We start from the raw sequence: 23579 nt of genomic DNA, 5'->3' as shown, positions 1-23579 counted from the left end.
GGCCCGGAAGCATCTAGACCTGCCCATCTCCGACCCGCGTCACCGCGCGCCGAACCGATGGATGGAAGCACACACGGAGCACGGCGGCGGCCGAGCGTGACAGGGGGCGCAGACGCGCGGGCGCGGCAACGGGGATGGCGCGCGGAGGACGCGAAGGGCGTCAGCGCAGGTTCCGCTGCCATCGGATCTCGCCGTCGTGCCAACGGCCGGTGGACGTCAGCCCGCAGGCCGCCGCGACGGCGGCCGACGCCCGGTGGTCCGGATGGACATGGGCGACGAGGGTGTCCACCGATTGCTGCTCCAGCCGGCCGGCCATGCTCGTCGCCGCCTCCGTGGCGATGCCGCGCCCCTGCCACGGCGTGCCGACGACCCAGGCGATCTCGGCGGTGAGGGCGTCTTCGGAGGCGGTGATCGTCGCCTGCACCGTGCCCGCCAGGCAGGCGTCCGCACGCAGCCGGATCACCCAGTTGCACCAGGAGACGGCGGGGTCCGGTGAGCCCGCGACCATGCGTTCGTAGCGGGCTCGCAGGGCCTCCGGGGTGTCCGGGGTGCCTCCGATGAACATGTGCAGGGCCGGGTCGGACAGCACGGTGGCCATCTCCCCGGCGTGCTCCACGGCGAGCGGCAGCAGTTCCAGACGTGCCGTGCCGATGGCGCCGGTCCTGATCACGCGTTCCACCGCCCCTGGTTCGGTCGCTGGGAGCCGCGTACCGACGCGCCGCACGGGGAGGTCTCAGATGCCCCGTGCTCCGTCGATCCGCTCCCGGAGCAGGTCGGCGTGGCCGTTGTGGCGGGCATACTCCTCGACCATGTGGATGAGGACCCAGCGCAGGGAGACCGTCCCGCGCCACGCGTCGTGGCCCTCGATGTCGAGGTCGGGTGCGGCCGCCACGAAGGCGTCGGCGAACGCCACCTCGGCGTGCCAGGCCTCCCAGGCCGCGGCGGCGACCGCGGGGACGGGCACCGCGCCGGCGAAGTCCTGGTCGGGGTCGTCCTGCGAGGAGAAGCGGAGCGGCACGTCCTGGCCGGCCAGGACGACCCGGAACCAGCGGCGTTCCACATCGGCGAGATGGCGGACGAGTCCGAGCAGCGAGAGCGTGGAGGGTTCCACGGCCCGCCGGGACAACTCGGCGTCGAGTCCCGAGCACTTCAGTTCCAGCGTCGTCCGCTGCGACCCGAGGAAGTCGACGAGCATGCTCCGCTCGTCACCGGTGGCCGGAGCCCGGAACCGGGGGTCGTGCTCGGCGCCGACGAACATCTCTGCTCTTCTTCGTGGGCTGGTCATGGCCGACATCATGGACCATGGCCGTTCCGGCGCGGGCTGTGACCGGGAGGGGAGGGGTGCCAGGGTAGGCCTGAGCTGCGGGCTACCCGCACGCCAGGACGATGCTCACCGGGGCGCGAGCCCTACCGCTGGAAGGACTTCCCCATGATCGCCAAGCTGCAGTGCGTGGTGCTGGACTGTCCGGACGCCCGTGCCCTCGCGCGGTTCTACGGAACGCTCCTGGGCGGTGCGGTCAACCGGCCCGATCCCCGATGGGCCGTCGGCGACGACTTCTGCACGCTCCATCTCGAATCCGGACTCGTCCTGGCCTTCCAGCGGGTGGCGGACCACCGGCCCCCGCAGTGGCCGGACGCCGCGCACCCGCAGCAGTTCCACCTGGACTTCGACGTCCCCGACCTCGACGCGGCGGAGAAGCGGGTGCTCGACCTCGGTGCCACGCCGCTGCAGGCCGACTCCCGCGGCTGGCGCGTCTACGCGGATCCCGCGGGCCACCCGTTCTGCCTTCTGCGGGGCTGACGCCCGCCCGATCCAGGGGTGGAACGCGTGCTGCGAGCAGCAGCGCTCGCGGCTACACCCGGACCGCCCACTCCGGCCCTGAAAAATCCGCGACGGGACAGCCCGCTGAAGTGATCCGTGGGAAAGAACATAGCTTCGGGGGCCTGGTGTGCGCGGGGCGCACGAATTGTGTCGTCGCCGTCGGTGCCCCGGGGCCGCGGGCGCACGGCCCTCCACCCGGCGGAGACCGGTCGAACGAGTGGTGCCTCGAGCGGACTTGACGCGCCCTCGCGGGTCCCGAAGACCCCGTTCGGGCTACCTGACGTATCGGAATATATCGGGCTTCACAAACGGAATCGGAGCATCGCTTCTCGGACAGGTTTAGACCTCACCCGGGGCGAACAGGCCGTCGCACCGTGCTCCGGCGGTCCCGGATCCGCACTGCCGATGGGCGGGTTGCGAGGTATCTTCGCCCTGTTCACAGATGTGGAGACGGGGCTTGATCATGACCTTGCAGGAATCCGGCCCGTGTCGGGATACTCGGCCGCACCAACGGGCTCGGACGAGCAATCCTTGCTGTTCCGCCCGTTCGTGACCGCACATCCTGCGGGCCCGGCGCCGGTTGCCGGGCCCACCCCCCACAGGAGGCACTGAGTTGAAGCACCGTCGGATATCAAGGCGCCGTATCGCGATCGCCGGGTCGAGCGCCGCCGCCGTAGTCGCCGCGGGCGTTCTCCTTCCCCACGCCAACGCCGCCCAGCCGACCGCACCCTCCCCCCGCGCGCTCGCCCCCGCCGCCGCGGCCCAGCTCGCGAGCGACCTCACCTCCCGTCTGGGGGAGCGCACCGCGGGCTCGTACTACGACGCGAAGACGAAGCAGCTCGTCGTCAACGTTCTGGACGCCACCGCCGACCAGAAGGTGCAGGAAGCGGGCGCGGTCCCCAGGACCGTCACGCACACCATGGCCGAACTGCGCCGTTCGGCGCAGAGTCTGCGCGCCCAGCCCCGCATCCCGGGCACCGCGTGGTCCATCAACCCCCGCACCAACCAGGTGGTGGTCACCGCCGACAGCACCGTGAAGGGTGCGCAGCTCGACAGTCTCACCAAAAGCGTCAAGGCGCTCGGCGGCACCGCGCAACTGCAGCGCTCGGCGGGTCGCTTCACCCCGTTCATCGCGGGCGGGGACGCGATCTTCGCCAACGGCGCCCGCTGCTCGCTGGGCTTCAACGTGGTCAAGGACGGTCAGCCCTACTTCCTGACCGCCGGCCACTGCGGTGTGGCGTTCAAGAGCTGGTCGGACAAGTCCGGCGGCCAGGAGATCGGCAACGTCGAGGCCGCCACCTTCCCCGGCCACGACTTCGCGCTGGTCAAGTACACCGACACGAACGTGGCCCACCCGAGCTCCGTCGACCTCTACAACGGCAGCACGCAGGCGATCACCAAGGCCGGCGACCCGACGGTCGGTCAGACGGTGCAGCGCAGCGGCAGCACCACCCAGCTGCACGACGGAGCCGTGACCGGACTCGACGCCACCGTCAACTACCAGGAGGGATCGGTCACCGGACTGATCCAGACCAACGTCTGCGCGGAGCCCGGCGACAGCGGCGGCGCGCTCTTCTCGGGCGACACCGCGGTGGGCCTGACCTCGGGCGGCAGCGGCGACTGCACCAACGGCGGGGAGACGTTCTTCCAGCCGGTGACGGCCGCGCTCACCGAGTACGGCGCGCAGATCGGCTGATCCCCGTGCGCGAGTGACTTTCGCGGGTGATTTTCGCGGGTGACTGAGGGGCGGACCTCCTACGGGGGTCCGCCCCTCAGTCGGTCGCTGCCGCGTCGATGAGCAGTGCCGCGACCGTCTTCGCCATGGTCGCGGCGCCCGGATCGCGGTCCATCCTGGCGGCCACGCCCGCGCCGTCGTACAGCAGTACCAGCCGGCCCGCGAGCTGTTCCGGGTCGGGTGCGCCGGCGGCGCGGGAGAGGTCGGTGAACAGGGAGCGCACCCAGCCGCGGTAGGTGTCGGTCGCCTGCATGACGGGGCTGTCGGGGCCGACCTCTGCGCTGGCGTTGAGGAAGGCGCAGCCGCGGTACTTCGGGTCGGCGAACGCCTCGCCGAGCGCGTCGAAGACGGCGAGCAGTTTCTCGCGGGGCGCGTCGTGGCGGTCCACGGCCGCGGTCACCCGGGCGCGGCGGATCTCGTGCCGGCCGGCCAGGTAGGCGCTGATCAGCCCGTCCTTGCTTCCGTACGCGCTGTAGAGAGTCGCTTTGGCGACGCCCGCGCGTTCGATCACCCGGTCGATGCCGACGACATGGATGCCCTCCTCGTAGAAGAGCTCGTTGGCGGCGGCCAGCAGGCGCTCGCGTGCGGTGGGGCGCCCCGCGGCGGCGGGCGGGTCTGCGATCGCTCTGGTGGCCATGACTTGACAGTACCAGACCGGTCTGTCTACCGTAACGGCAACTAGACAGACCGGTCTGATCGGACTGGCGCCCGCTAGGCGAAAGAAGTCCTCGATGTCCCTGCCGCCGACGTTCCCCGTGACCGGCCCCGCCGTCCGCCGAGGCCGGCGGCTCGGCCCCCGCGCCGCGTTCTACCTCCAGGCGTCGATCGTGGTGGCCTTCCTCGCCGCCTCCAGCGCCCCGACCCCCCTCTACACCGTCTACCAGGGGGAATGGGGCTTCTCGCCGATCACCACGACCATGGTCTTCGGCATCTACGCCCTCGCCGTGCTCGCCGCACTGCTCACCGTCGGGTCGCTCTCGGACCACATCGGACGCCGCCCGGTCCTGCTCGTGGCACTCGCGCTGCAGGGCGTCGCGATGGTCGTACTCACCACCGCGGGCGGGGTCCCCGAGCTCATGATCGCCCGGGTCGTCCAGGGCCTGTCGACCGGCGCGGCCGTCGGCGCCGTCGGCGCGGGCATGCTCGACCTCGACAAGGCCAAGGGCACCCTCGCCAACGCGATCGCCCCCATGACCGGCACCGCCACCGGGGCCCTGGCCTCCGGTCTGCTGGTCCAGTTCCTGCCCGAACCCACCCACCTCGTCTACCTGGCCCTGCTCGCCGTGTTCGTCCTGCAGGGCGCCGGCGTCGCCCTGATGCGGGAGACCTCCGCACCCAAGCCGGGCGCGCTCGCCTCGCTGCGCCCCCGCTTCGGCGTCCCGAAGGCGGCCCGCGGACCGCTGCTGGTGGCCGCCCCCGTGCTGGTCGCGGTCTGGGCGCTGGCCGGCCTCTACGGCTCCGTCATCCCGGCGGTCGTCCGCGGCGTGGTCGGCTCCGACTCCCTGCTGCTCGGCGGCCTGGCGCTGTTCACCCTCGCCGGCGGCGGTGCGGTGTCCGTGCTGCTGCTCCGCAACGCCGCCCCGGGCCGGGTGATGCTGCTCGGCACCGTCGCCCTCATCGTGGGCGTCGGCGTCACCCTGGTCGCGGTCGACCACAACTCGGCGGCCGCCTTCTTCACCGGAACGGTCATCGCGGGCGTCGGCTTCGGCGGCGGCTTCCAGGGCGCGATCCGCACCATCGTCCCGCTGGCCGCACCGCACGAGCGCTCCGGGCTGCTGTCCACCATCTACGTCCTGTCCTACCTGGCCATGGGCCTGCCCGCGGTGATCGGCGGCTACCTGGTCGTGCACGGCGGGGGACTGCTGCCGACGACGCGGGAGTACGGCATCGCCGTGATGGCCCTCGGGGCGGTCGCGCTGCTCGGATTGGCCGTACCGCGCCGGGCGACGCCGCAGCAGTCGATCGTGGTGAGCGGCGGAGGCCCCGCGCTGCGGAAGGCCCCCGTCCAGGAGCGGGAGTACGCGCGGCGCTGACCGGGGACGACACCGAAGGACCGACGACGAAGGCCCTGCCCCCCGCTTCCGCGGGAGGGCAGGGCCTTTGGACGGCTGGGGGGCTGCCGTCAGATGGTGGCCGTGTCGATGACGAAGCGGTACCGGACGTCACTGGTGACGACGCGGTCGTACGCCTCGTTGATCTGGTCGGCGGAGATCAGCTCGATCTCGGCGCCCAGGTTGTGCTCGGCGCAGAAGTCCAGCATCTCCTGGGTCTCGCGAATGCCGCCGATCATCGAGCCGGCCAGGCTGCGCCGGCCCCCGATCAGCGAGAACACGTTCAGCGAGACGGGGTGCTCGGGTGCGCCCACGTTGACCAGGGTGCCGTCCACCCGCAGCAGCGAGAGGTAGGAGTCCAGGTCCAGGTTGGCCGAGACGGTGTTCACGATCAGGTCGAAGTGCCCGGCCAGCTGCTGGAACGTGGCCTCGTCGCTGGTGGCGTAGTAGTGGTCGGCGCCGAACCGCTTGGCGTCGTCCTGCTTGCGCAGGCTCTGGCTGAGCACGGTGACCTCGGCGCCCAGGGCAGCCGCGATCTTGACGCCCATGTGGCCGAGGCCGCCCATACCGACGATCGCGACCTTCTTGCCGGGGCCGGCGTTCCAGTGCTTCAGCGGCGAGTACAGGGTGATCCCGGCGCACAGCAGCGGCGCCGCGACGTCGAGCCCGAGGCCCTCCGGGATGCCCAGGACGAAGTGCTCGTCCACGACGACGTGGGTGCTGTAGCCGCCATAGGTGGGCTCGCCGTCGCGTCCGGTGGCGTTGTAGGTGCCGGTGCCGCCCTTCAGGCAGTACTGCTCGTCACCGGCCAGGCAGTTCTCACACTCGCGGCAGGAGTCGACGAAGCAGCCCACGCCGACCCGGTCGCCGACGGCGTACTTGGTGACACCGGGGCCGACCTCGGTGACGATGCCGGCGATCTCGTGGCCCGGCACCATCGGGAACTGCGCGCCGCCCCACTCGTCGCGGACCTGGTGGATGTCGGAGTGGCAGATGCCGGCGAACTTGATGTCGATCAGCACGTCGTGCTCACGCACAGCGCGCCGGGGGATGGTGGTGCGCTCCAGCGGAGCCTTGGCGGAAGGGGCGGCGTATGCGGTAACGGTGGTCGTCATCGTGCGTGGATCTCCAGAAAATCGTCGGGATCGGCAAGTGTCGGCCGTGGCGCGGCCGGATTCGGTGAGGTCAGGGGCGCGGTGAGGTTGGCCAGCAACTGCAGCGCGGTCTCGGAGGGCGACCCCGACTCGGTGGTGTAGACGAAGAGGGTCTGATCCGCGTCGCCCGGCGGGGAGAGGGCCTCGTACGCGACGGTGATCTCCCCGACCTGGGGGTGGCGGTAGCGCTTGGTCCCGTGGGAGCGGCGGCTCACGTCGTGCGCCGCCCACGCCGTCCGGAACTCCTCGCTCTTGACCGCCAGCTCCCCGATCAGTTCGCAGAAGGTCCGGTCCTCGCAGTTGCGCCCCGCGTCGAGCCGCAGCACCGCGGCGGTCTCCGCGGCGATCTGCGCCCAGTCCGGGTACAGCTGCCGGGCGGACTCGTCGAGGAAGATGAACCGGGCCAGATTCCGCTCCCGGTGCGGCAACGCCTCGAAATCGGTGATCAGCGAGCGGGCCAGCCGGTTGCTGGCCAGCACCTGCATGCCGCGACCGACGATGAAGGCCGGCGTCATTCCGTCCAGCGTCTCCAGCATCCGGTGCAGCCCCGGCCGCACCCGCTGGGGGCGGGCCGCCGGACGCCGTGCGGCGCGCGGCTGCGGCCGGGCGAGCTGTATCAGGTAGAGGTGCTCCACCTCGTTGAGCCGCAGGGCGCGGGAGACGGAGTCCAGGACGCTCGCGGAGACGTTGCGGTGCCGTCCCTGCTCCAGTCGCGCGTAGTAGTCGGTGCTGACTCCGGCCAGCCGGGCCAGCTCCTCCCGGCGCAGGCCGGGTACACGGCGCGCGGATCCATTGACGGCGACCCCCGCGTCCCCGGGGCCCAGCCGGGCCCTGCGGGAGCGGAGGAACTCACCCAGTTCGACATTGTGGTCCAGGCCCATGACTCAAGTATTGACGCGGTCGGAGCGCTTTCGGGCACCCCAGGGTAGGTCTGTCAGACCCCCCTCCCACGGGTGTGGCTACGCGGAAGCCGCATCGGCGGCGCCGGCGGCGGGGCGCTGCCTGCCGAGCGTGGAGCCCCGGACGACCAGTTCCGGCTGCAGCACGATCTGCTGGTGGCGGTGCTCGTCGGCGTGGTCGCCGGTCTCCGCGATGAGCAGCTCGGCGGCGGTCCGGCCCATGCGGTGGGCGGGCTGGCGCACCGAGGTCAGCGGGACCGCGGCCGCCGCCGCGAACTCGATGTCGTCATAGCCGACCAGCGCGAGCTCCTGCGGCACGGCGACCCCCGCCGCGTACAGCGCCTGCAGGACGCCCAGCGCGAGCAGGTCGTTCGCGCAGAACACTGCGGTGGGCCGGCCGGCCATGCCCAGCAACCGGGCGCCCGCGTCCCGCCCCGCGCCCACGTCCAGCCGGTCCGTCTCGATGTGGGACAGCGCCTCCGGGGGCAGCCCCGCCGCGGCCAGCGCCTCGAGCGCCCCGGTCCGCCGGTCCCGGCACTGGGTCAGGTGCATGGGGCCGCTGACGTAGACCAGCCGCCGGTGCCCCTGGTCCAGGAGGTGGCCCGCGGCCAGCCGCCCGCCGGCGATGTCGTCGACCGACACCGAGCACGCCGACGCGCTGGGCACCACCCGGTCGACGAAGACGAAGGGGATGTCATGGCGACGGAACGAGTCGAGGTTGCGCCCTGTGGTGTCAGCGGGCGTGACGAGCACGCCGCGCACCCGGTGCTCGGCGAACAGACCCAGGTACTCGGCCTCCTCGGTCGCACTGCCGGCGCTGTTGCAGAGCATCACTCCCAGTCCCGCCTCACGGGCGGCGCGCTCGGCGCCCGACGCGACGTCGACGAAGAAGGGGTTGGCCATGTCCAGCACGAGCAGGGCGATGATCCGGCTGTGGCCGGCACGCAGCTGACGGGCCGACTCGCTGCGCACGTAACCGAGTTGGTCTATGACCTCGAGCACCCGGACGCGGGTCTGCTCGGAGACCATGTCCGGCCGGTTGATCACGTTCGACACGGTGCCCACGGAGACCCCGGCCTGCCGTGCGACGTCCTTGATGCCCATCATGCGCGCCACGTGCTCCGAACCACCGTCTCCCGCGGCTCTCAGCGGCCGCGGTCTCATGCTACGCACATCAGCCTCCGGCGCGAGCGCCCAGTGAGGACGTTCTGACGACCAGCTCCGGCTGGAACACGATCTCCCGGTGCTCGTGTGCGCCGGGGCGCCCGGCCGTCTCCTCGATCAGCAGTTCCGCGGCGGTGCGGCCGATGCGGAACGAGGGCTGGCGCACCGAGGTGAGCGGGACGGCGGCGCCCGCCGCGAACTCGATGTCGTCGTATCCGACGAGCGCGATGTCGTCCGGAACCCGGATTCCGGCCGCGAACAGCGTCTGCAGCACGCCCAGGGCCAGCAGGTCGTTCGCGCAGAACACAGCGGTCGGGCGGTCTGCGGCGGCCAGCAGACGGGCCCCTGCCTCCCGCCCGGAGGCGACGTCGAACCGCCGCGACTCGAGGACCGTGAGGGAGTGCCGGGCGACCCGCGCCTCGTCGAAGGCATCCAGTGCGCCTTGGTGCCGGTCACGGGACTGGGCCAGGTGCGGGGAACCGCTGACGTACGCGATGCGCCGGTGGCCCGAGGCGAGCAGGTGCCGCACGGCGAGCCTGCCGCCGGCCACGTCGTCGACGGAGACCGAGCAGGCCTCGGCGCCGGACCAGGCCCGGTCGGCGACGACGAAGGATATGCCCCGGCTCCGCAGCGCCCGCAGATGGTCGCGGGTGGCGTCGGTCGGAGTGATCAGCACACCGCGCACCCGCTGCTCGGCGAACATGCCCAGGTACGCGGCCTCCTGCGAGGGGTCGCCCGCACTGGTGCACACCATGACGGCCAGCCCCGCCTCGCGGGCGGCCTGCTGGGCTCCCCGGGCCAGCTCCGCGAAGAAGGGGTTGGCCAGATCCAGGACCAGCAGGGCGAGCATCCTGCTGCGGCCGGCCCGCAACTGGCGGGCCGTCTCACTGCGGACGTACCCGAGCCGCTCGATGACCGCGAGCACCCGTCGCCTGGTGGGCTCCGCCACCGTGGCGGGGCGGTTGAGGACGTTCGAGACCGTGCCGAGCGAGACGCCCGCCTGCTCGGCGACGTCCTTGATGCCGACCGTGCTGCGCTTCACGCGGTTTCCCGGCGTGCCGCCGGGAAACCGGTCGGGTCCGCCGGTGCCGTCCGCGCCGCGGGAGGGCGACCGGTCCCCGCTCAAGAGACCTCGACCAGTTCCAGGCCCGTGAGATCGGCCACCGCCCGCAGGTCGGGCACGATGTGACCGGTGGCCAGTGCCCAGTGGTGGGCGACGCCCGAGGCACTCCAGGCGTCGGTCCACTCGCCGGGGTCGGTGCCGAAGTCCACCCGGGACGTGGTGTTGCCGATCCTCAGCAGGGGCCCGCCGACCACCTCGCCCTGCGAGGCGACCAGCTGGTAGCGACCGTCGCGGGTCTGGCCGAGACCCACCAGGGTGACCGGCCCGTGCCGCACGTCGAACTCGACGGAGACGCCCCAACCGCGTTTGCCGTGGAAGACGCCGAGGCCGCGCAGGAGCGGCCGGTCCTGGCTGATGCCGAGGTGGGCGGGCCCGTCGTGACCCATCTCCACCACGCCGTCCCGGAAGTTGAGCGCTTGCAGCTCGGTGAAGGAACCGCCGGCGCCGAGCCGGTCGGCGATCAGCATCGCCAGCGACGTACGCAGCTCGTACTCGCCGGCCATCGGTACGCCCCGGGCGGTGAGCAGGGACGCGCCGAGGATCATGCCGGCGCCCAGCCGCTCGTGGACCTCGCCGTCCAGACCCCGGTGGTAGTAGGCGAGGCTGTCGAGGTCGAAGTCGGCCACCAGCCGGTCCAGGCCGACCGATACCCGGGCCGCCCACTCCACGTCGTCCGCGACGACGGAGTCGTCGAACGCGAAGGTCGCACGGGCCTCGGCGAGTTTCCCGGTGACCTCGGCGTCGGTGACGGCCTCCACCCGCACCCGCAGGTCGTCGAACTCCAGCACCTCCACATGGCCGCCCAGGTTGCCGGAGACCATGGCCAGGTCGGTCGAGACGTCGTACATGCCCGGGTAGAGGTGGCCCATCAGGCCGTGCCGGCCGTTGCGGAGCACCGATCGCACTCCGGCGGCCCGGATCCACCGCCCGATGCGGGCCCAGGCCCGTTCGTCCTCGAGGTGGCCGGAGACGGAGCGGAACGGCACTCCGGCGCGTTCGAAGGAGTTGGCCATCTCGGGAAGCGGGCAGGCGCCGCAGTAGGCGAGCCACTGGCCGGTGCCGAACGTGGCGTGGTCCATCGCCTCGGTGGGCTGCAGATTGATCAGCAGGACCGGAGCGCCCGAGCGCTGGGCCACCGGCGCCAGCATGGTGGCGGTCATGTAGGTGGTGAGGAATCCGACGATGAGGTCGCATCCGGCGGCGCGCAGTTTCTCCGCGGCGGCCGCGCCCTCCTGGGCGTCCGAGATGAAGCCGACGTCGACGACGTCCGCGTCGAAGTCCCGCATGCGCTCGGTGACGCGGGCGGCGGAGCGGCGCAGTTGGGGCAGCAGGTCGGGGAACTGGGGCCAGTAGGCGCCCAGTCCGCCCGCCACGAGGCCGATCCTCGGCCTGCGCGCGGTGGCGGGGGTGCGGGTCATGGCGGATGTCTCCGTTCGTGGGGCCGGCCGCGCCGCGCGGAGGCGGCGCGGCCGGGGTGCGGGGCTCGCTCAGAAGTCGAAGGCATCGATGTTGGATGCGTCGAAGACGGTCGGCTTGCCCAGGATGACCTCGCCGTCCTTGCCGACGGTGAAGGTTCCCAGGTCACCGGCCTTGAACGTCTGCCCCTCCGCGCCGGTGATCTGGCCGGAGCAGAGCGCGGACGCGGCGTACGCGGCGAGCCGGCCGAGCTTCTTGGGGTCCCACAGGGAGAACTGCGCGACGGTGCCGTCCTTGACGTACTTGCGCATCTGGTTGGGGGTGCCCAGCCCGTTGACCACGACCTTGCCCTTGTAGGACGAGGAGCTGATGTAGCGCGCGGACGCCGCGATGCCGACGGTGGTCGGGGCGATGATGCCCTTCAGGTCCGGGTAGGCCTGCAGCAGGCCCTGGGTCTGCTGGAAGGACTTCTGGTCGTCGTCGTCCCCGTAGGCGACCTTGACCAGTTCCATCCCCTTGTACGCCGGCAGCGCCAGCTCCTTCTTCATGAACTCGATCCAGGTGTTCTGGTTCGTGGCGTTCTGGGTGGCGGACAGCACTGCGATCTTGCCCTGGTAGTTGAGCTGCTTGCCGAGGTTCTGCACCAGGCTGCGGCCGATCTGCTCGGAGCTCGCCTGGTTGATGAACAGCTGGCGGCAGTCCTTGGCGGTGTCGGAGTCGTACGCCACGACCTTGATGCCCTTGGCCATCGCCTGCTTGAGCGGGCCGCAGACCGCGTTGGGGTCGTTGGCCGCCAGCAGGATCGCGTCCTGCTGCTGCTGGATGAGCGTGTTGATGTAGGAGACCTGCGAGGACGCGCTGGCGTCGGAGGGCCCGACCTCCTTGGCGGTGCTGCCGATCTCCTTCGCCGTCGCGATGCCGGAGTTGTCGACGATGGTCTCGTACGGGTTGTTGATCTGCTTGGGCAGGAACGCGAGCTTCAGCCCCTTCTTGAGCGCGGCGCCCGGGTCGGCGGAGGCCGTCGAGGCGGTGCCGGGACCCTGGTCGGAGCTGGACTTCTTCGTCGTGCCACCGCAGGCGGTCGCGGTCAGCGCGAGAGCGCAGACGGCGGTCACCGCGGTGAGCGCGCGCACCGTGACGGGGGTAGGGAGGGACATGGCGAAGCCCTTCGTCGGGATTTCCTTGAGGTGGCGGTGGTGCGGTGGTGCACGCCGTCAGGCAGCCGCGGCTGCGCGCCGGTGCCGCCGTTCGAGTACCGCGGCGATCACCCGCGGGGTCAGTACCGAGGCCACCAGCAGCAGTCCGGTGACGATGACCTGGACCTCGTTGGCGACGTCGTTGAGGATGAGCAGGTTCTTGAGCAGTCCGATCAGCAGCACTCCGGCGATGGCGCCGCCGAGCGTGCCCTTGCCGCCGTCGAAGTCGACGCCGCCCAGCAGCACGGAGGCGATGACGAGCATCTCGAAGCCCTGGCCGTTGTCGGCCCGGGCGCTGCCGTAGCGCAGGGTGAAGACGATTCCAGCGAAGGCCGACAGCAGACCGGTGAGGACGAACAGCAGCAGCTTGAGCCGCTTGACCCGGATACCGGAGAAGTAGGCGGCCTCCTCCTGGGCGCCGGTGGCGAACAGGGAGCGGCCGAAGCCCGTGGCGTGCAGCACGACGCCGGTGACGGCCGCCAGGACGATGAACAGGGCGAAGGGGTAGGGCAGGAACCCCAGCACGGTGTGGGTGTCCGAGGTCCACCGGGCGTACGTCTCGGGGAAGTCGGTGACCGCGTTGCTGCCCAGCGCCACCGACGCCAGTCCCCGGTAGAGCGTCAGCGTGCCGATGGTGACGGCCAGCGAGGGCAGTCCGACCCGGGTGACCAGCCAGCCGTTGAGCAGGCCGCCCAGCACGCCGATGGCCAGGACCACCGGGACGATGCTCTCGAACGACCAGCCCGCTTCCCACAGCTTGCCGCTGACCGCGCTGGCCAGTCCCAGCATGGAGGCGACCGACAGGTCGATCTCGCCCGCCACCACGAGCAGGGTCATCGGCAGCGCGATGATCGCGACCTCGACGATGTCGTTGAGGGCGAAGGACAGATTGCCGGTGGTGGCGAACCCCTCGGTGGTGCCGGCTCCGGTGGCGAAGACGGCCACGAGCAGGATGCCGACCGCGATGTCCCAGCGCAGGAACCGGCTGAGGTCAGATTTGGTGGACATGGCGCGCGTTCCTCTTCCTCAGGGCGCTGGTCATGCGCAGGGTCACGATGCGGTCGACGCTGATGGCCGCGAGCAGCAGCGCCCCGGTGATGGCGCTCTGCCAGAAGGAGTCGACCTTCAGGACGACCAGGACGCTTCCGACGGTGGTGAGCAGCAGCGCGCCGAGCGCCGCGCCCCAGACGCTGCCGGTGCCGCCGGTGATGGCGACACCGCCGACGACCACCGCGCTGACCACCGTCAGTTCCCAGCCGTGGGCGTTGTCCGCGACGACGGTGCCGAAGCGGGCCAGCCACAGGGCACCGGCGAATCCCGCGACGGCGCCGGAGAAGACGTACGCGGCCAGGATCCTGCGGCGGATGGGGATGCCCGCCAGCCGGGCTGCCTCGGGGCTGGAGCCGATCGCGTACAGCTCCCGGCCGCTGCGGTAGGAGCGCAGGTAGTAGGCGGCGGCGGTGAGTACGGCGACGGCGATGAGCGTCAGGTACGGGACGCCGAGGACGCTTCCGCTGCCCAGGTCGAGGACGGAGGCGGGGACGTCGGCGGCGTTGATCTGCTGGCCGTGCGCCCACCAGTAGTCGGTGCCCTGGATGATGTAGAGCATCCCGAGCGTGACCACGAGCGCCGGCACCCGCCCGAAGCTGACCAGCGCTCCGCTGACGAGGCCGCAGAGCGCGCCGACGCCGATGCCGAGCAGGAGGGCGAGGGCGGCGTTGTGGTCGGTGCCGGAGACGAACTTCCCGCAGGCGAAGGCGGACAGCCCCACCACCGAGCCGACCGACAGGTCGATGTTGCGGGTGAGGACCACCACCGACTGGCCGACGGCCAGCAGGATCAGGATCGACGCGTTGAGGAGCAGGTCCTTGACGCCCTGCTCCGACAGGAAGCGGTGGTTGGCCGCCCAGGTGCCGAGGACGAGCAGCAGCAGGCACCCGGCGATGCTGATCTCGCGGGCCCGGAAGACGGTCTCGGTGAGTGAGCGGGCCGTCGTCCGGCGGGCGCCGGGCGGCGCGGCGGGTTGTTCCACGGTCGCTGTCATCAGGCTGCTTTCCCTCCGCCGGCGGTGCGGCCCGTGGCCGCGGCCATGACCGATTCCTCGGTGGCCAGGGCGCGCGGGAGTTCCGCGGTGATACGTCCTTCGTGCATGACCAGCACCCGGTCGGCCATGGCCAGGACCTCCGGCAGGTCGGAGGAGACCATGAGGACGGCGAGGCCTTCGGCGGCGAGCGACGACAGCAGTCGGTGGACCTCGGCCTTGGTGCCGATGTCGATGCCCCGGGTCGGTTCGTCGACGATCAGCACACCGGGTTCGGTGGCCAGCCACTTGGCCAGGACCACCTTCTGCTGGTTGCCGCCGGAGAGCACGCCGACAGGATCGGAGAGCCGGTTGTACTTCAACTGCAGCCGTACCGCCCAGTCCGTGGCCCGGCCGCGTTCCAGCGTTCTCCGGACCAGGCCGCCGCGGCCGAGCCGGTCGAGTCCGGTCAGGCCGATGTTCCGTTCGATGGACAGCTCCATCACCAGGCCCTGTTGGCGCCGGTCCTCGGGGACCAGGGCGACACCGGCGGCCATCGCGGCCGTCGGCGATCCGGCCGGGAGCCGGTTCCCGGCCACGTGCACGTCGCCGGCGTCGGCGCGGTCGACGCCGAAGACGGCGCGCACGACCTCGCTGCGGCCGGCGCCCACCAGCCCGGCCAGCGCGACGATCTCTCCCCGGCGGACGTCGAAGGAGACGTCGGTGAAGACGCCCTCCCGGGTGAGCCGGCGCACGGCCAGGGCCGTCTCACCGATCCGGGCGGGCTGTTTGGGGTAGAGCTCGTCGAGGTCCCGGCCGACCATCCGGCGCACCAGGTCGTCCTCGGTCAGGCCGTCCACCGTGTCGCTGGAGATCAGCTTTCCGTCCCGCAGGGTCGTGACGCGCCGGCAGAGGGCGAAGATCTCCTCCAGCCGGTGCGAGATGAACAGCACGGCCGCGCCCTGTTCGCGCAGGGTTCGCACCACGCCGAACAGCCGGGCCACTTCGGCTCCCGTCAGGGCCGCGGTGGGCTCGTCCATGATCAGGACGCGGGCGTCGAAGGAGAGCGCCTTGGCGATCTCGACGAGTTGCTGGTCGGCGATGGACAGGCCGCGGCAGAGCTGCCCGGGGTCGAGATCGACCCCCAGCCGCTCGATGAGGGCCTGGGTCGCGTCCCGTACCGACCGGTGGTCGACCCGGCCCAGGGAGCGGCGCGGCTGACGGCCCATGAAGATGTTCTCGGCGACGGTGAGATCGGGAAAGAGCGTCGGTTCCTGGTAGATGACCGCGATGCCGGCGTCCCGGGCGTCGGAGGGCCCGTGGAAGGTGACGGGCTCGCCGTCCACCAGCACCCGCCCGGCGTCGGGCCGGTGCACTCCCGCGAGCACTTTGATCAGGGTCGACTTCCCGGCCCCGTTCTCCCCGGCGAGCGCGTGCGCCTCCCCGGCGAACAGGGCCAGGGACACACCCTGCAGCGCCCGGACCGCGCCGAAGGACTTGCTGGCGTCCTCGAGCGAGAGCACGGGCCGTTCCGCGGGCTTCGACTGGTCCATGGTGAGGCCTCACATGAAAGGTTTCAACTGAGTTGCACGGACGTTAGGGCAGTGCGACAGGACGCGTCAATGGTTTCGTTTCAAGATTTCCGGTCCGGTGTCCTTCATGGGGTGAACTCCCCTCACCAGGAGGTTGACACTCTCTCTTCGGGCACTTAGCTTCCCCTCAGTGAAACGATTCATGGCGGGAGCGATGAACATGACCGACCTGTCCACGGTGAAGGCCGCGCTGAAGGCCCAGTCCATCGAGACGCCGTCCTGGGCGTACGGCAACTCCGGCACGCGCTTCAAGGTGTTCGCGCAAGCGGGCGTGCCCCGCACCCCGCAGGAGAAGATCGACGACGCGGCGCGCGTCCACGAGTTCACCGCGGCCGCGCCCTCGGTGGCGCTGCACATCCCATGGGACAGGACCGACGACTACCCGGCGCTGGCGGCCCATGCGGCCGGGCGCGGGGTGCGCCTCGGGGTGATCAACTCCAATGTCTTCCAGGACGACGACTACAAGCTGGGTTCAGTCACCCACCCCGATCCCAAGATCCGGCGCAAGGCCACCGACCATCTGCTGGAATGCGTCGACATCATGGACGCCACCGGCTCGCGCGATCTGAAACTGTGGTTCTCCGACGGGACGAACTACCCCGGACAGGACGATATCGCCGATCGTCAGGGACGGCTGGGCGACGCGCTGACCGAGGTCTACGAGCGACTCGCCGACGACCAGCGGATGCTGCTGGAGTACAAGCTCTTCGAGCCCGCCTTCTACGCCACCGACGTGCCGGACTGGGGCACTGCGTACGCCCACTGCCTCAAACTCGGCCCCAAGGCGCAGGTCGTCGTCGACACCGGCCACCACGCCCCCGGCACCAACATCGAGTTCATCGTGGCGACGCTGCTGCGGGAGGGAAAGCTCGGCGGCTTCGACTTCAACTCGCGTTTCTACGCCGACGACGACCTGATGGCCGGAGCGGCCGACCCGTTCCAGCTCTTCCGGATCATGTACGAAGTGGTGCGCGGCCGGGGGCTCGCGGCCGAGACCGGAGTGGCTTTCATGCTCGACCAGTGCCACAACATCGAGGCGAAGATCCCGGCGATCATCCGGTCGGTGATGAACGTGCAGGAAGCCACCGCCAAGGCGCTGTTGGTCGACCCCGTCGCGCTGCGCGCCGCCCAGCAGGCCGGAGAGGTACTGGAGGCGAACGCCGTCCTGATGGACGCGTACAACACCGACGTCCGGCCGCTGCTGCGCGAGGTCCGCGAGGAGCAGGGCATCGACCCGGACCCGATCGCCGCCTACAAGCGGTCCGGCTGGGCCGACCGCATCGTCGCCGAACGGGTCGGCGGGACACAGGCGGGCTGGGGCGCGTGACCCGCCCCGACCCCGGTCCCGGAACCTGACCCCGTCCCGGAACCCGACCCCCCTGATCCCGGCCCCAGGTAATTCCGCTCCCCACTCGCATGCGCAAGGGATTCCACGATGACCGCAGAACTGCACCCGCAGGCGGCGGAGCTGCTGGCCCGCAGCCACCGACTGGGCGCCGACCCCCGCAACACCAACTACGCCGGCGGCAACACGTCGGCCAAGGGCACCGCCACCGACCCGGTGAGCGGGCACGACACCGAGCTGCTGTGGGTCAAGGGTTCGGGAGGCGACCTGGGGACGTTGCAGGCGTCCGGGCTCGCGGCGCTGCGGCTCGACCGGCTGCGCGCCCTCGTGGACGTCTACCCGGGCGTCGACCGCGAGGACGAGATGGTGGCCGCCTTCGACTACTGCCTGCACGGCAAGGGCGGGGCGGCGCCGTCCATCGACACCGCGATGCACGCCCTGGTCGGCGCCGCGCACGTCGATCATCTGCACCCGGACTCCGGCATCGCGCTCGCCTGCTCGGCCGACGGCGAGGCACTGACCAAGGAGTGCTTCGGCGACCGGGTGGCGTGGGTGCCGTGGCGGCGCCCGGGGTTCCAACTGGGCCTGGACATTGCCGCCGTCAAGGACGCGAACCCGCAGGCCATCGGCTGCGTACTCGGCGGCCACGGCATCACCGCCTGGGGTGCGACCTCCCAGGAGTGCGAGCAGAACTCGCTCGACATCATCCGCACCGCCGCCGCGTTCCTCGACCGGCGCGGCAGCGGCGAACCGTTCGGGCCGCCGCTGCCCGGCTTCGCGCCGCTGCCCCCGGCGGAGCGCGGGGCCAGAGCGGCCGCACTGGCGCCGGTACTGCGCTCCCTCGCCTCCGCCGACCGCCCGCAGATCGGCCACTTCGACGACTCCGAGGCGGTACTGGACTTCCTCGCCTCTGCCGAACACCCTCGGCTGGCCGCGCTCGGTACCTCCTGTCCGGACCACTTCCTGCGCACCAAGGTGCGCCCGCTGGTCCTGGACCTGCCCGGCGACACCCCGCTCGAAGAAGCGGTGGAGCGGCTGCGGCAGCTGCACGCCGCGTACCGCGAGCAGTACGCCGCCTACTACGCGCGGCATGCCACGGCCGACTCGCCCGCGATGCGCGGCGCCGACCCGGCGATCATCCTGGTTCCCGGCGTGGGGATGTTCTCCTACGGCAAGGACAAGCAGACCGCACGCGTCGCGGGGGAGTTCTACCGCAACGCGATCAACGTGATGCGCGGCGCCGAGGCGGTCTCGTCGTACCTGCCGATCGAGGAATCCGAGAAGTTCCGCATCGAGTACTGGGACCTGGAGGAGGCGAAGTTGCGCCGGATGCCCCCGGCGCAGCCCCTGGCGACCCGCGTCGCGCTGGTGACCGGCGCAGGCTCCGGTATCGGCCGGGCGATCGCCCACCGGCTCGCGTCCGAGGGCGCGTGCGTGGTGGTGGCCGACATCAACGCGACGAGCGCCGCCGCGGTCGTCGAGGAGATCGGCGGGGCGGACCGCGCGGTGGCGGTGACGGCGGACGTCACCTCCGAGGAGCAGATCCGGGCGGCGTTCGACGCGGCCGTCCTCGCCTTCGGCGGAGTGGACCTGGTCGTCAACAACGCCGGCATCTCCATCTCCAAGCCGCTGCTGGAGACCACCGCCGCGGACTGGGACCTGCAGCACGCGATCATGGCGCGCGGATCCTTCCTCACCTCGCGGGAGGCCGCCCGGATCATGATCCAGCAGGGACTGGGCGGTGACATCGTCTACATCTCCAGCAAGAACGGCGTCTTCGCCGGCCCCAACAACATCGCCTACGGTGCCACCAAGGCCGACCAGGCCCACCAGGTACGGCTGCTCGCCGCCGAGCTGGGGGAGCACGGCATCCGCGTCAACGGCATCAACCCCGACGGGGTGGTCCAGGGCTCGGGGATCTTCGCAGCCGGCTGGGGTGCCCAGCGCGCCGCGGTGTACGGGGTGAGCGAGGAGAACCTCGGGGCGTTCTACGCCCAGCGCACCCTCCTCAAGCGCGAGGTGCTCCCGGAACACGTGGCCAACGCCGTCTTCGCCCTGACCGGCGGGGACCTCAGCCACACGACCGGACTGCACATCCCCGTCGACGCCGGAGTGGCGGCCGCGTTCCTGCGATAGCGACCCCGTTCCGATCCACTTCCTGGGAGGCCCTCCATGTCACCGAGCGACCCCCGTGCCTTCGCCGCCGTCGACCTCGGCGCCTCCAGCGGGCGCGTCATCGTCGGCCGGGTGACCGCGCGGTCGGTCGGCCTGGACGAGGTGCACCGCTTCCCCAACGACCCGGTACGCGTCGGCGGCACCCTGCACTGGGACGTGCTGGCGCTGTACCGCGGGATCCTGGAGGGGCTGCGGACGGCCGGTCAGGTGACGTCCGTCGGCATCGACACCTGGGCCGTGGACTACGGGCTGCTGGCTGCCGACGGTTCGCTGCTCGGAAACCCCGTCCACTACCGCGACGCCCGGACCGAAGGCGTTCCCGAGCGCGTCCGGCGGACCGTGTCCCCGGCCGAGCTCTACGCCGCCACCGGTGTGCAGCACGCGCCGTTCAACACCATCTACCAGCTGGCGGCGGCCCGGGGGACACCCCAACTGGACGCCGCCGCCCGACTGCTGCTGATGCCCGACCTGATGTCGTACTGGCTCACCGGCACGGCGGGCACGGAGCTGACCAACGCCTCCACCACCCAGCTCCTGGACCCGCGCACCGGCGACTGGGCCCACGCGCCGGCCGGGCGGCTGGGCATCGACCTGTCGCTCTTCCCGCCCCTGCGCAGGCCCGGGGACCCGGCGGGGGAGCTGCTGCCGGAGGTCCTGGAGGCGACCGGACTGCGCGGGCCCGTCCCGGTGGTGACGGTCGGCTCGCACGACACCGCGTCGGCGGTCGCCGCCGTGCCCGCGGACACCGATCGCTTCGCGTACATCTCCTGCGGCACCTGGTCCCTGGCCGGCGTGGAACTGGACGCGCCCGTCCTGACCGAGGACTCGCGCGCCGCGAACTTCACCAACGAACTGGGCGTGGACGGCACCGTCCGCTACCTGCGCAACATCATGGGCCTGTGGCTGCTGCAGGAATGCCTCCGCTCCTGGAAGGCCGCCGGCCTCGAGCACGACCTGGGCCGCCTGCTGGCCGGAGCGGCGCAGGCACCGCCGCTGCGCTCCGTCGTGGACGCCGCCGACCCGGCCTTCCTCGCCCCGCACGACATGCCGGCGCGCATCGCCGAAGCCTGCCGCCGGGCCGGCGCCCCCGCCCCGCGCGAACCCGCGGAGACGGTGCGCTGCGTCCTGGACTCCCTCGCGCTGGCGCACCGCGCGGCGATCGAGGACGCCCAACGCCTGTCGGGACGGCACGTCGACGTCGTCCACATCGTCGGCGGCGGCGCCCGCAACGAACTGCTCTGCCAACTGACCGCGGACGCCTGCGGCCTGCCGGTCGTGGCCGGCCCCGCCGAGGCGGCGGCACTGGGCAACATCCTGGTGCAGGCACGCGCCGCGAAGGTGATCGGCGGCGGCCTCCCGGCCATCCGCTCCCTGCTGCGCGCCACCCAGCCCCTGCGCCGCTACGAGCCGACCCCCGACCGCACCCCCTGGAACGAGGCGGCGGCCGTACCGGCCCTCACTCGATGACGTGCGGTACGAAGCGTGCGTACTCGTCCGTGACGGGCCCCGCCGACTCACGGATGCCGAGACCGGCGGCCTCGTCCTCCACCACCCACGCGCCCAGCACGACGCGGTTGCCGTCGAAGTCGGGCAGCGGCGCCAGCTCCTGGTAGCAGGACGCCTCGACGGGTACGGCCGGCGGGGCGCCGGGCTCATGCAGCGTGACCCCCGCGCCCTCGCGGCCCAGCAGCGGCTTCACCACGTACCCCGGGCCGGCGGCGAGCTCGCGTGGCCCGTCCAGGTACGCGGGCAGCAGGTTCGGATGGCCGGGGTTCAGCTCCCACAGGATCGCCAGCAGCGCCTTGTTCGACAGCAGCATCTTCCAGGCCGGTTCGATCCAGCAGGTCGTGCCGGTCCCGCCGCCGTTGTCCAGCGTGTCCAGGACGTGCGGGCCGAAGTCGTCGGCCACCAGCCACTCCCACGGATAGAGCTTGAAGCAGCTGCGGATGAACCCCAGCCGCTCGTCCACGAACCGTCCCGTCAACTCGTCCCACCCGATCCGCTCGACGGACAGCGCCTCGGTCGCGAGGCCCGCCTGCTCGGCGGTCTCGCGCAGATAGGCGACCGTCATCAGGTCCTCGCCCAGCTCGTCGGCCTCCGAGTGGACGAAGTGCACCGGGCCGGGCGCGAGGAGCGGTGCCTGCCGCTTCCAGGCGGCGATCAGCCGTTCGTGCAGTGAGTTCCACTGGTCGGCGGCCGGAAACCGGTCCTCCATCCAGAACCACTGGGCGCTCGCCGCCTCGACCAGCGAGGTGGGAGTGTCGGCGTTGTACTCCAGCAGCTTGGCGGGACCGCCGTCCACCCCGCCGTACCGCAGGTCGAACCGCCCGTACAGAGAGGGCAGTTCCGCGCGGCGGCGCCAGGACTCGGCGATCAGCCCGGACAGCCGGCGGTCGGTGATGCCGAGATCGGCGAAGCGGTCGTGATCGACGATGTATGCCGCCGCGTCGAGGCAGAGCCGGTGCAGCTCCTCCACGACGTCCTCGAGCGCTTCGACCTCGGGCAGCGTGAAGGAGTAGTAGGCGCTCTCGTCCCAGTACGGACGCAGCGAACCGTCCGGGTACCGGGTCAGGGGGTAGACGACACCCTGCTGTTCGACGATGGCCTGCCAGCCGGGACGCGGGGCGACGGTGTGGCGTCTCATCGACGGCCCGCGATGGTGCCGCGCACCGGCTCAGCCGCCGCCGGAGTCGGAGCCGCCATGACCGATACCGCCCCGCTTGACCGACGACTTGTCGAAGCCGCCCCCGGAGACGGTGCCGTTGTGGACGGAGCCGCCGTAGTAGTACCTGCCCGAACCGCCGTCGCGGCAGTCCTTGTCGTCCAGCGTCCTGTACGTCGTCGGGTTCACACACCGCTTGTCGGGATCCGACGAGGACGAGCACGAGACGAGGCTCACCGCCAGCAGACCCATGCTGCCCAGCACCACCGTGCCCGAGCGCAGCCGCCGCCGGTCGGCCGTCATCGCTGCCGTCCCGGAGAGGGCCGGCCCGCGGGCCGGGAGGGGGCGGGTCCTCGGCTCGTGCTTCGAGGCCCACTGGGTGGTGTGGCGCGCACGCGATCTACCTCCTGCTTCGTTCACCGAACGTTCCACTTTAGACATCCGGTGCACCACGCACCTACCCGGGTTCCGCCGCCGCACCGTTGTTGTTCCGCATCAGCGCGCCGCAGTAAGGTCCGGCGTATGACCGCGAACCTGGCTTTCGCCGACCTGTCCACGCCGTTGATGGCCGATGCCTGCGTCCGGGCCGGTGTGCCCCTGCGTGTCGCGCCCCCGGGGATCGGGTCCGTCGTCCCGGGTCACCGGGTCGCGGGACGGGCCCTGCCGGTGCGGCACTACGGCAGTGTGGATGTCTTCCTGGAGGCGTTCGGCCGGGCCGAGGAGGGTGACGTGCTGGTCATCGACAACGGCGGGCGGTCGGACGAGGCGTGTGTCGGTGACCTCGCGGTGCTGGAGGCCGGGGCGGCGGGGCTGGCGGGGCTGGTGGTGTGGGGACTGCACCGCGACACCCCGGAGCTGGTCGAGATCGGGCTGCCGGTGTTCAGCTACGGCAACTACCCGCCCGGACCGGTGCGGTTGGACGAGCGGGAGCCGGAGGCGCTGACCACCGCCCGGTTCGGGCCGCATGTGGTCAGTGACGCCGACCTCGTGTTCGGCGACGCCGACGGCGTGCTGTTCGTCGCCGCCGACCGTGCCGAGGAGGTGCTGGCGACGGCGCACGCCATCCGGCAGACCGAACGGGAGCAAGCCCGCCGGATCCGGGCGGGCGAGACGCTCCGCCGGCAGACGTCCTTCGACGACTACCTGGCACGCCGCGCCGCCGATCCCTCACTCACCTTCCGTCAGCACCTGCGGCGGACCGGCGGTGCCATCGAGGAGTAGGGCG

General features: G+C 71.5%; 21 protein-coding genes. 7 read left to right on the top strand and 14 right to left on the bottom strand.

Features of this window, described 5'->3' with window-relative positions; translation table 11 throughout:
- Positions 1-160: 160 nt before the first annotated feature.
- Both O3X23_RS10300 and O3X23_RS10295 read right to left on the bottom strand, forming a co-directional pair.
- Complete coding sequence (locus O3X23_RS10300; protein WP_269270978.1) at positions 161-667, bottom strand: GNAT family N-acetyltransferase; 507 nt, start codon at positions 665-667, stop codon at positions 161-163.
- Between the two features lie 66 nt (positions 668-733).
- A complete protein-coding gene (locus O3X23_RS10295; protein ID WP_443047811.1) occupies positions 734-1285 on the bottom strand; it encodes a DinB family protein in 552 nt (183 codons plus the stop codon).
- A 144-nt stretch (positions 1286-1429) separates the two neighbouring features.
- Between O3X23_RS10295 and O3X23_RS10290 the strand changes: the two genes are divergently transcribed.
- Both O3X23_RS10290 and O3X23_RS10285 read left to right on the top strand, forming a co-directional pair.
- Positions 1430-1801 carry a VOC family protein gene (locus tag O3X23_RS10290; protein WP_269270950.1) on the top strand — a complete coding sequence of 124 codons (372 nt, stop codon included), beginning with the start codon at positions 1430-1432 and terminating at the stop codon, positions 1799-1801.
- Between the two features lie 634 nt (positions 1802-2435).
- Entirely contained in the window at positions 2436-3518 is a 1083-nt protein-coding gene (locus O3X23_RS10285; RefSeq protein ID WP_269270949.1) for a S1 family peptidase, read from the top strand.
- Between the two features lie 76 nt (positions 3519-3594).
- On the opposite strand, the gene O3X23_RS10280 is transcribed toward O3X23_RS10285, so the two are convergent.
- Entirely contained in the window at positions 3595-4194 is a 600-nt protein-coding gene (locus tag O3X23_RS10280) for a TetR/AcrR family transcriptional regulator (protein ID WP_269270948.1), read from the bottom strand.
- Between the two features lie 94 nt (positions 4195-4288).
- Here O3X23_RS10280 and O3X23_RS10275 point away from each other — a divergent pair, with 94 nt between their 5' ends.
- Positions 4289-5590 (top strand): MFS transporter, encoded by a 1302-nt coding sequence (locus O3X23_RS10275; protein WP_269270947.1) that lies wholly within the window; start codon positions 4289-4291, stop codon positions 5588-5590.
- An 89-nt stretch (positions 5591-5679) separates the two neighbouring features.
- Here O3X23_RS10275 and O3X23_RS10270 read toward each other — a convergent pair whose 3' ends face one another.
- The 9 genes from O3X23_RS10270 to O3X23_RS10230 all read right to left on the bottom strand — a co-directional run bounded on the left by O3X23_RS10270 (position 5680) and on the right by O3X23_RS10230 (position 16133).
- Positions 5680-6723 (bottom strand): NAD(P)-dependent alcohol dehydrogenase, encoded by a 1044-nt coding sequence (locus O3X23_RS10270; RefSeq protein ID WP_269270946.1) that lies wholly within the window; start codon positions 6721-6723, stop codon positions 5680-5682.
- Positions 6720-7643: a helix-turn-helix domain-containing protein gene (locus O3X23_RS10265; RefSeq protein WP_269270945.1), complete on the bottom strand. Its 924-nt coding sequence runs from the start codon at positions 7641-7643 to the stop codon at positions 6720-6722. Before O3X23_RS10265 ends, O3X23_RS10270 begins: the two co-directional genes overlap by 4 nt.
- A gap of 78 nt (positions 7644-7721) precedes the next feature.
- Positions 7722-8768, bottom strand: coding sequence for a LacI family DNA-binding transcriptional regulator (locus O3X23_RS10260; protein WP_269270976.1), 1047 nt, complete (start codon positions 8766-8768; stop codon positions 7722-7724).
- Positions 8769-8835: 67 nt separating this feature from the next.
- A complete protein-coding gene (locus O3X23_RS10255) occupies positions 8836-9867 on the bottom strand; it encodes a LacI family DNA-binding transcriptional regulator (RefSeq protein ID WP_269270944.1) in 1032 nt (343 codons plus the stop codon).
- A gap of 80 nt (positions 9868-9947) precedes the next feature.
- Positions 9948-11366 (bottom strand): L-fucose/L-arabinose isomerase family protein, encoded by a 1419-nt coding sequence (locus O3X23_RS10250; protein ID WP_269270943.1) that lies wholly within the window; start codon positions 11364-11366, stop codon positions 9948-9950.
- A 69-nt stretch (positions 11367-11435) separates the two neighbouring features.
- Positions 11436-12521 (bottom strand): rhamnose ABC transporter substrate-binding protein, encoded by a 1086-nt coding sequence (rhaS, locus tag O3X23_RS10245; protein WP_269270942.1) that lies wholly within the window; start codon positions 12519-12521, stop codon positions 11436-11438.
- 57 nt (positions 12522-12578) lie between these two features.
- Entirely contained in the window at positions 12579-13568 is a 990-nt protein-coding gene (locus tag O3X23_RS10240) for an ABC transporter permease (protein ID WP_269270941.1), read from the bottom strand.
- A complete protein-coding gene (locus O3X23_RS10235; protein ID WP_269270940.1) occupies positions 13552-14604 on the bottom strand; it encodes an ABC transporter permease in 1053 nt (350 codons plus the stop codon). Before O3X23_RS10235 ends, O3X23_RS10240 begins: the two co-directional genes overlap by 17 nt.
- The gene (locus O3X23_RS10230) at positions 14604-16133 is read right to left on the bottom strand and encodes a sugar ABC transporter ATP-binding protein (RefSeq protein WP_269270939.1); all 1530 of its coding nucleotides are present in this window, start codon (positions 16131-16133) and stop codon (positions 14604-14606) included. The genes O3X23_RS10235 and O3X23_RS10230 overlap by 1 nt, the downstream gene beginning before the upstream one ends.
- A gap of 199 nt (positions 16134-16332) precedes the next feature.
- On the opposite strand from O3X23_RS10230, the gene rhaI reads away from it, so the two are divergent.
- From rhaI to O3X23_RS10215, 3 genes are all read left to right on the top strand, one after another.
- Positions 16333-17499 carry an L-rhamnose isomerase gene (gene rhaI, locus O3X23_RS10225; RefSeq protein WP_269270975.1) on the top strand — a complete coding sequence of 389 codons (1167 nt, stop codon included), beginning with the start codon at positions 16333-16335 and terminating at the stop codon, positions 17497-17499.
- A gap of 108 nt (positions 17500-17607) precedes the next feature.
- A complete protein-coding gene (locus tag O3X23_RS10220; protein ID WP_269270938.1) occupies positions 17608-19653 on the top strand; it encodes a bifunctional aldolase/short-chain dehydrogenase in 2046 nt (681 codons plus the stop codon).
- A gap of 36 nt (positions 19654-19689) precedes the next feature.
- Positions 19690-21159, top strand: coding sequence for a rhamnulokinase (locus O3X23_RS10215; RefSeq protein ID WP_269270937.1), 1470 nt, complete (start codon positions 19690-19692; stop codon positions 21157-21159).
- On the opposite strand, the gene O3X23_RS10210 is transcribed toward O3X23_RS10215, so the two are convergent.
- Positions 21149-22336, bottom strand: a complete 1188-nt coding sequence (locus O3X23_RS10210; RefSeq protein ID WP_269270936.1) for a glutathionylspermidine synthase family protein — start codon at positions 22334-22336, stop codon at positions 21149-21151. The two genes, O3X23_RS10215 and O3X23_RS10210, sit on opposite strands and share 11 nt — an antisense overlap.
- Before the next feature lie 30 nt (positions 22337-22366).
- Positions 22367-22657 (bottom strand): hypothetical protein, encoded by a 291-nt coding sequence (locus tag O3X23_RS10205; protein WP_269270935.1) that lies wholly within the window; start codon positions 22655-22657, stop codon positions 22367-22369.
- Positions 22658-22876: 219 nt separating this feature from the next.
- Here O3X23_RS10205 and O3X23_RS10200 point away from each other — a divergent pair, with 219 nt between their 5' ends.
- A complete protein-coding gene (locus O3X23_RS10200) occupies positions 22877-23575 on the top strand; it encodes an RraA family protein (RefSeq protein ID WP_269270934.1) in 699 nt (232 codons plus the stop codon).
- Positions 23576-23579 lie beyond the last annotated feature (4 nt).

The organism is Streptomyces sp. H39-S7 (genome assembly GCF_027158205.1).
Classification (GTDB): domain Bacteria; phylum Actinomycetota; class Actinomycetes; order Streptomycetales; family Streptomycetaceae; genus Actinacidiphila.
This window is presented reverse-complemented; position numbering and strand designations above follow the sequence as displayed.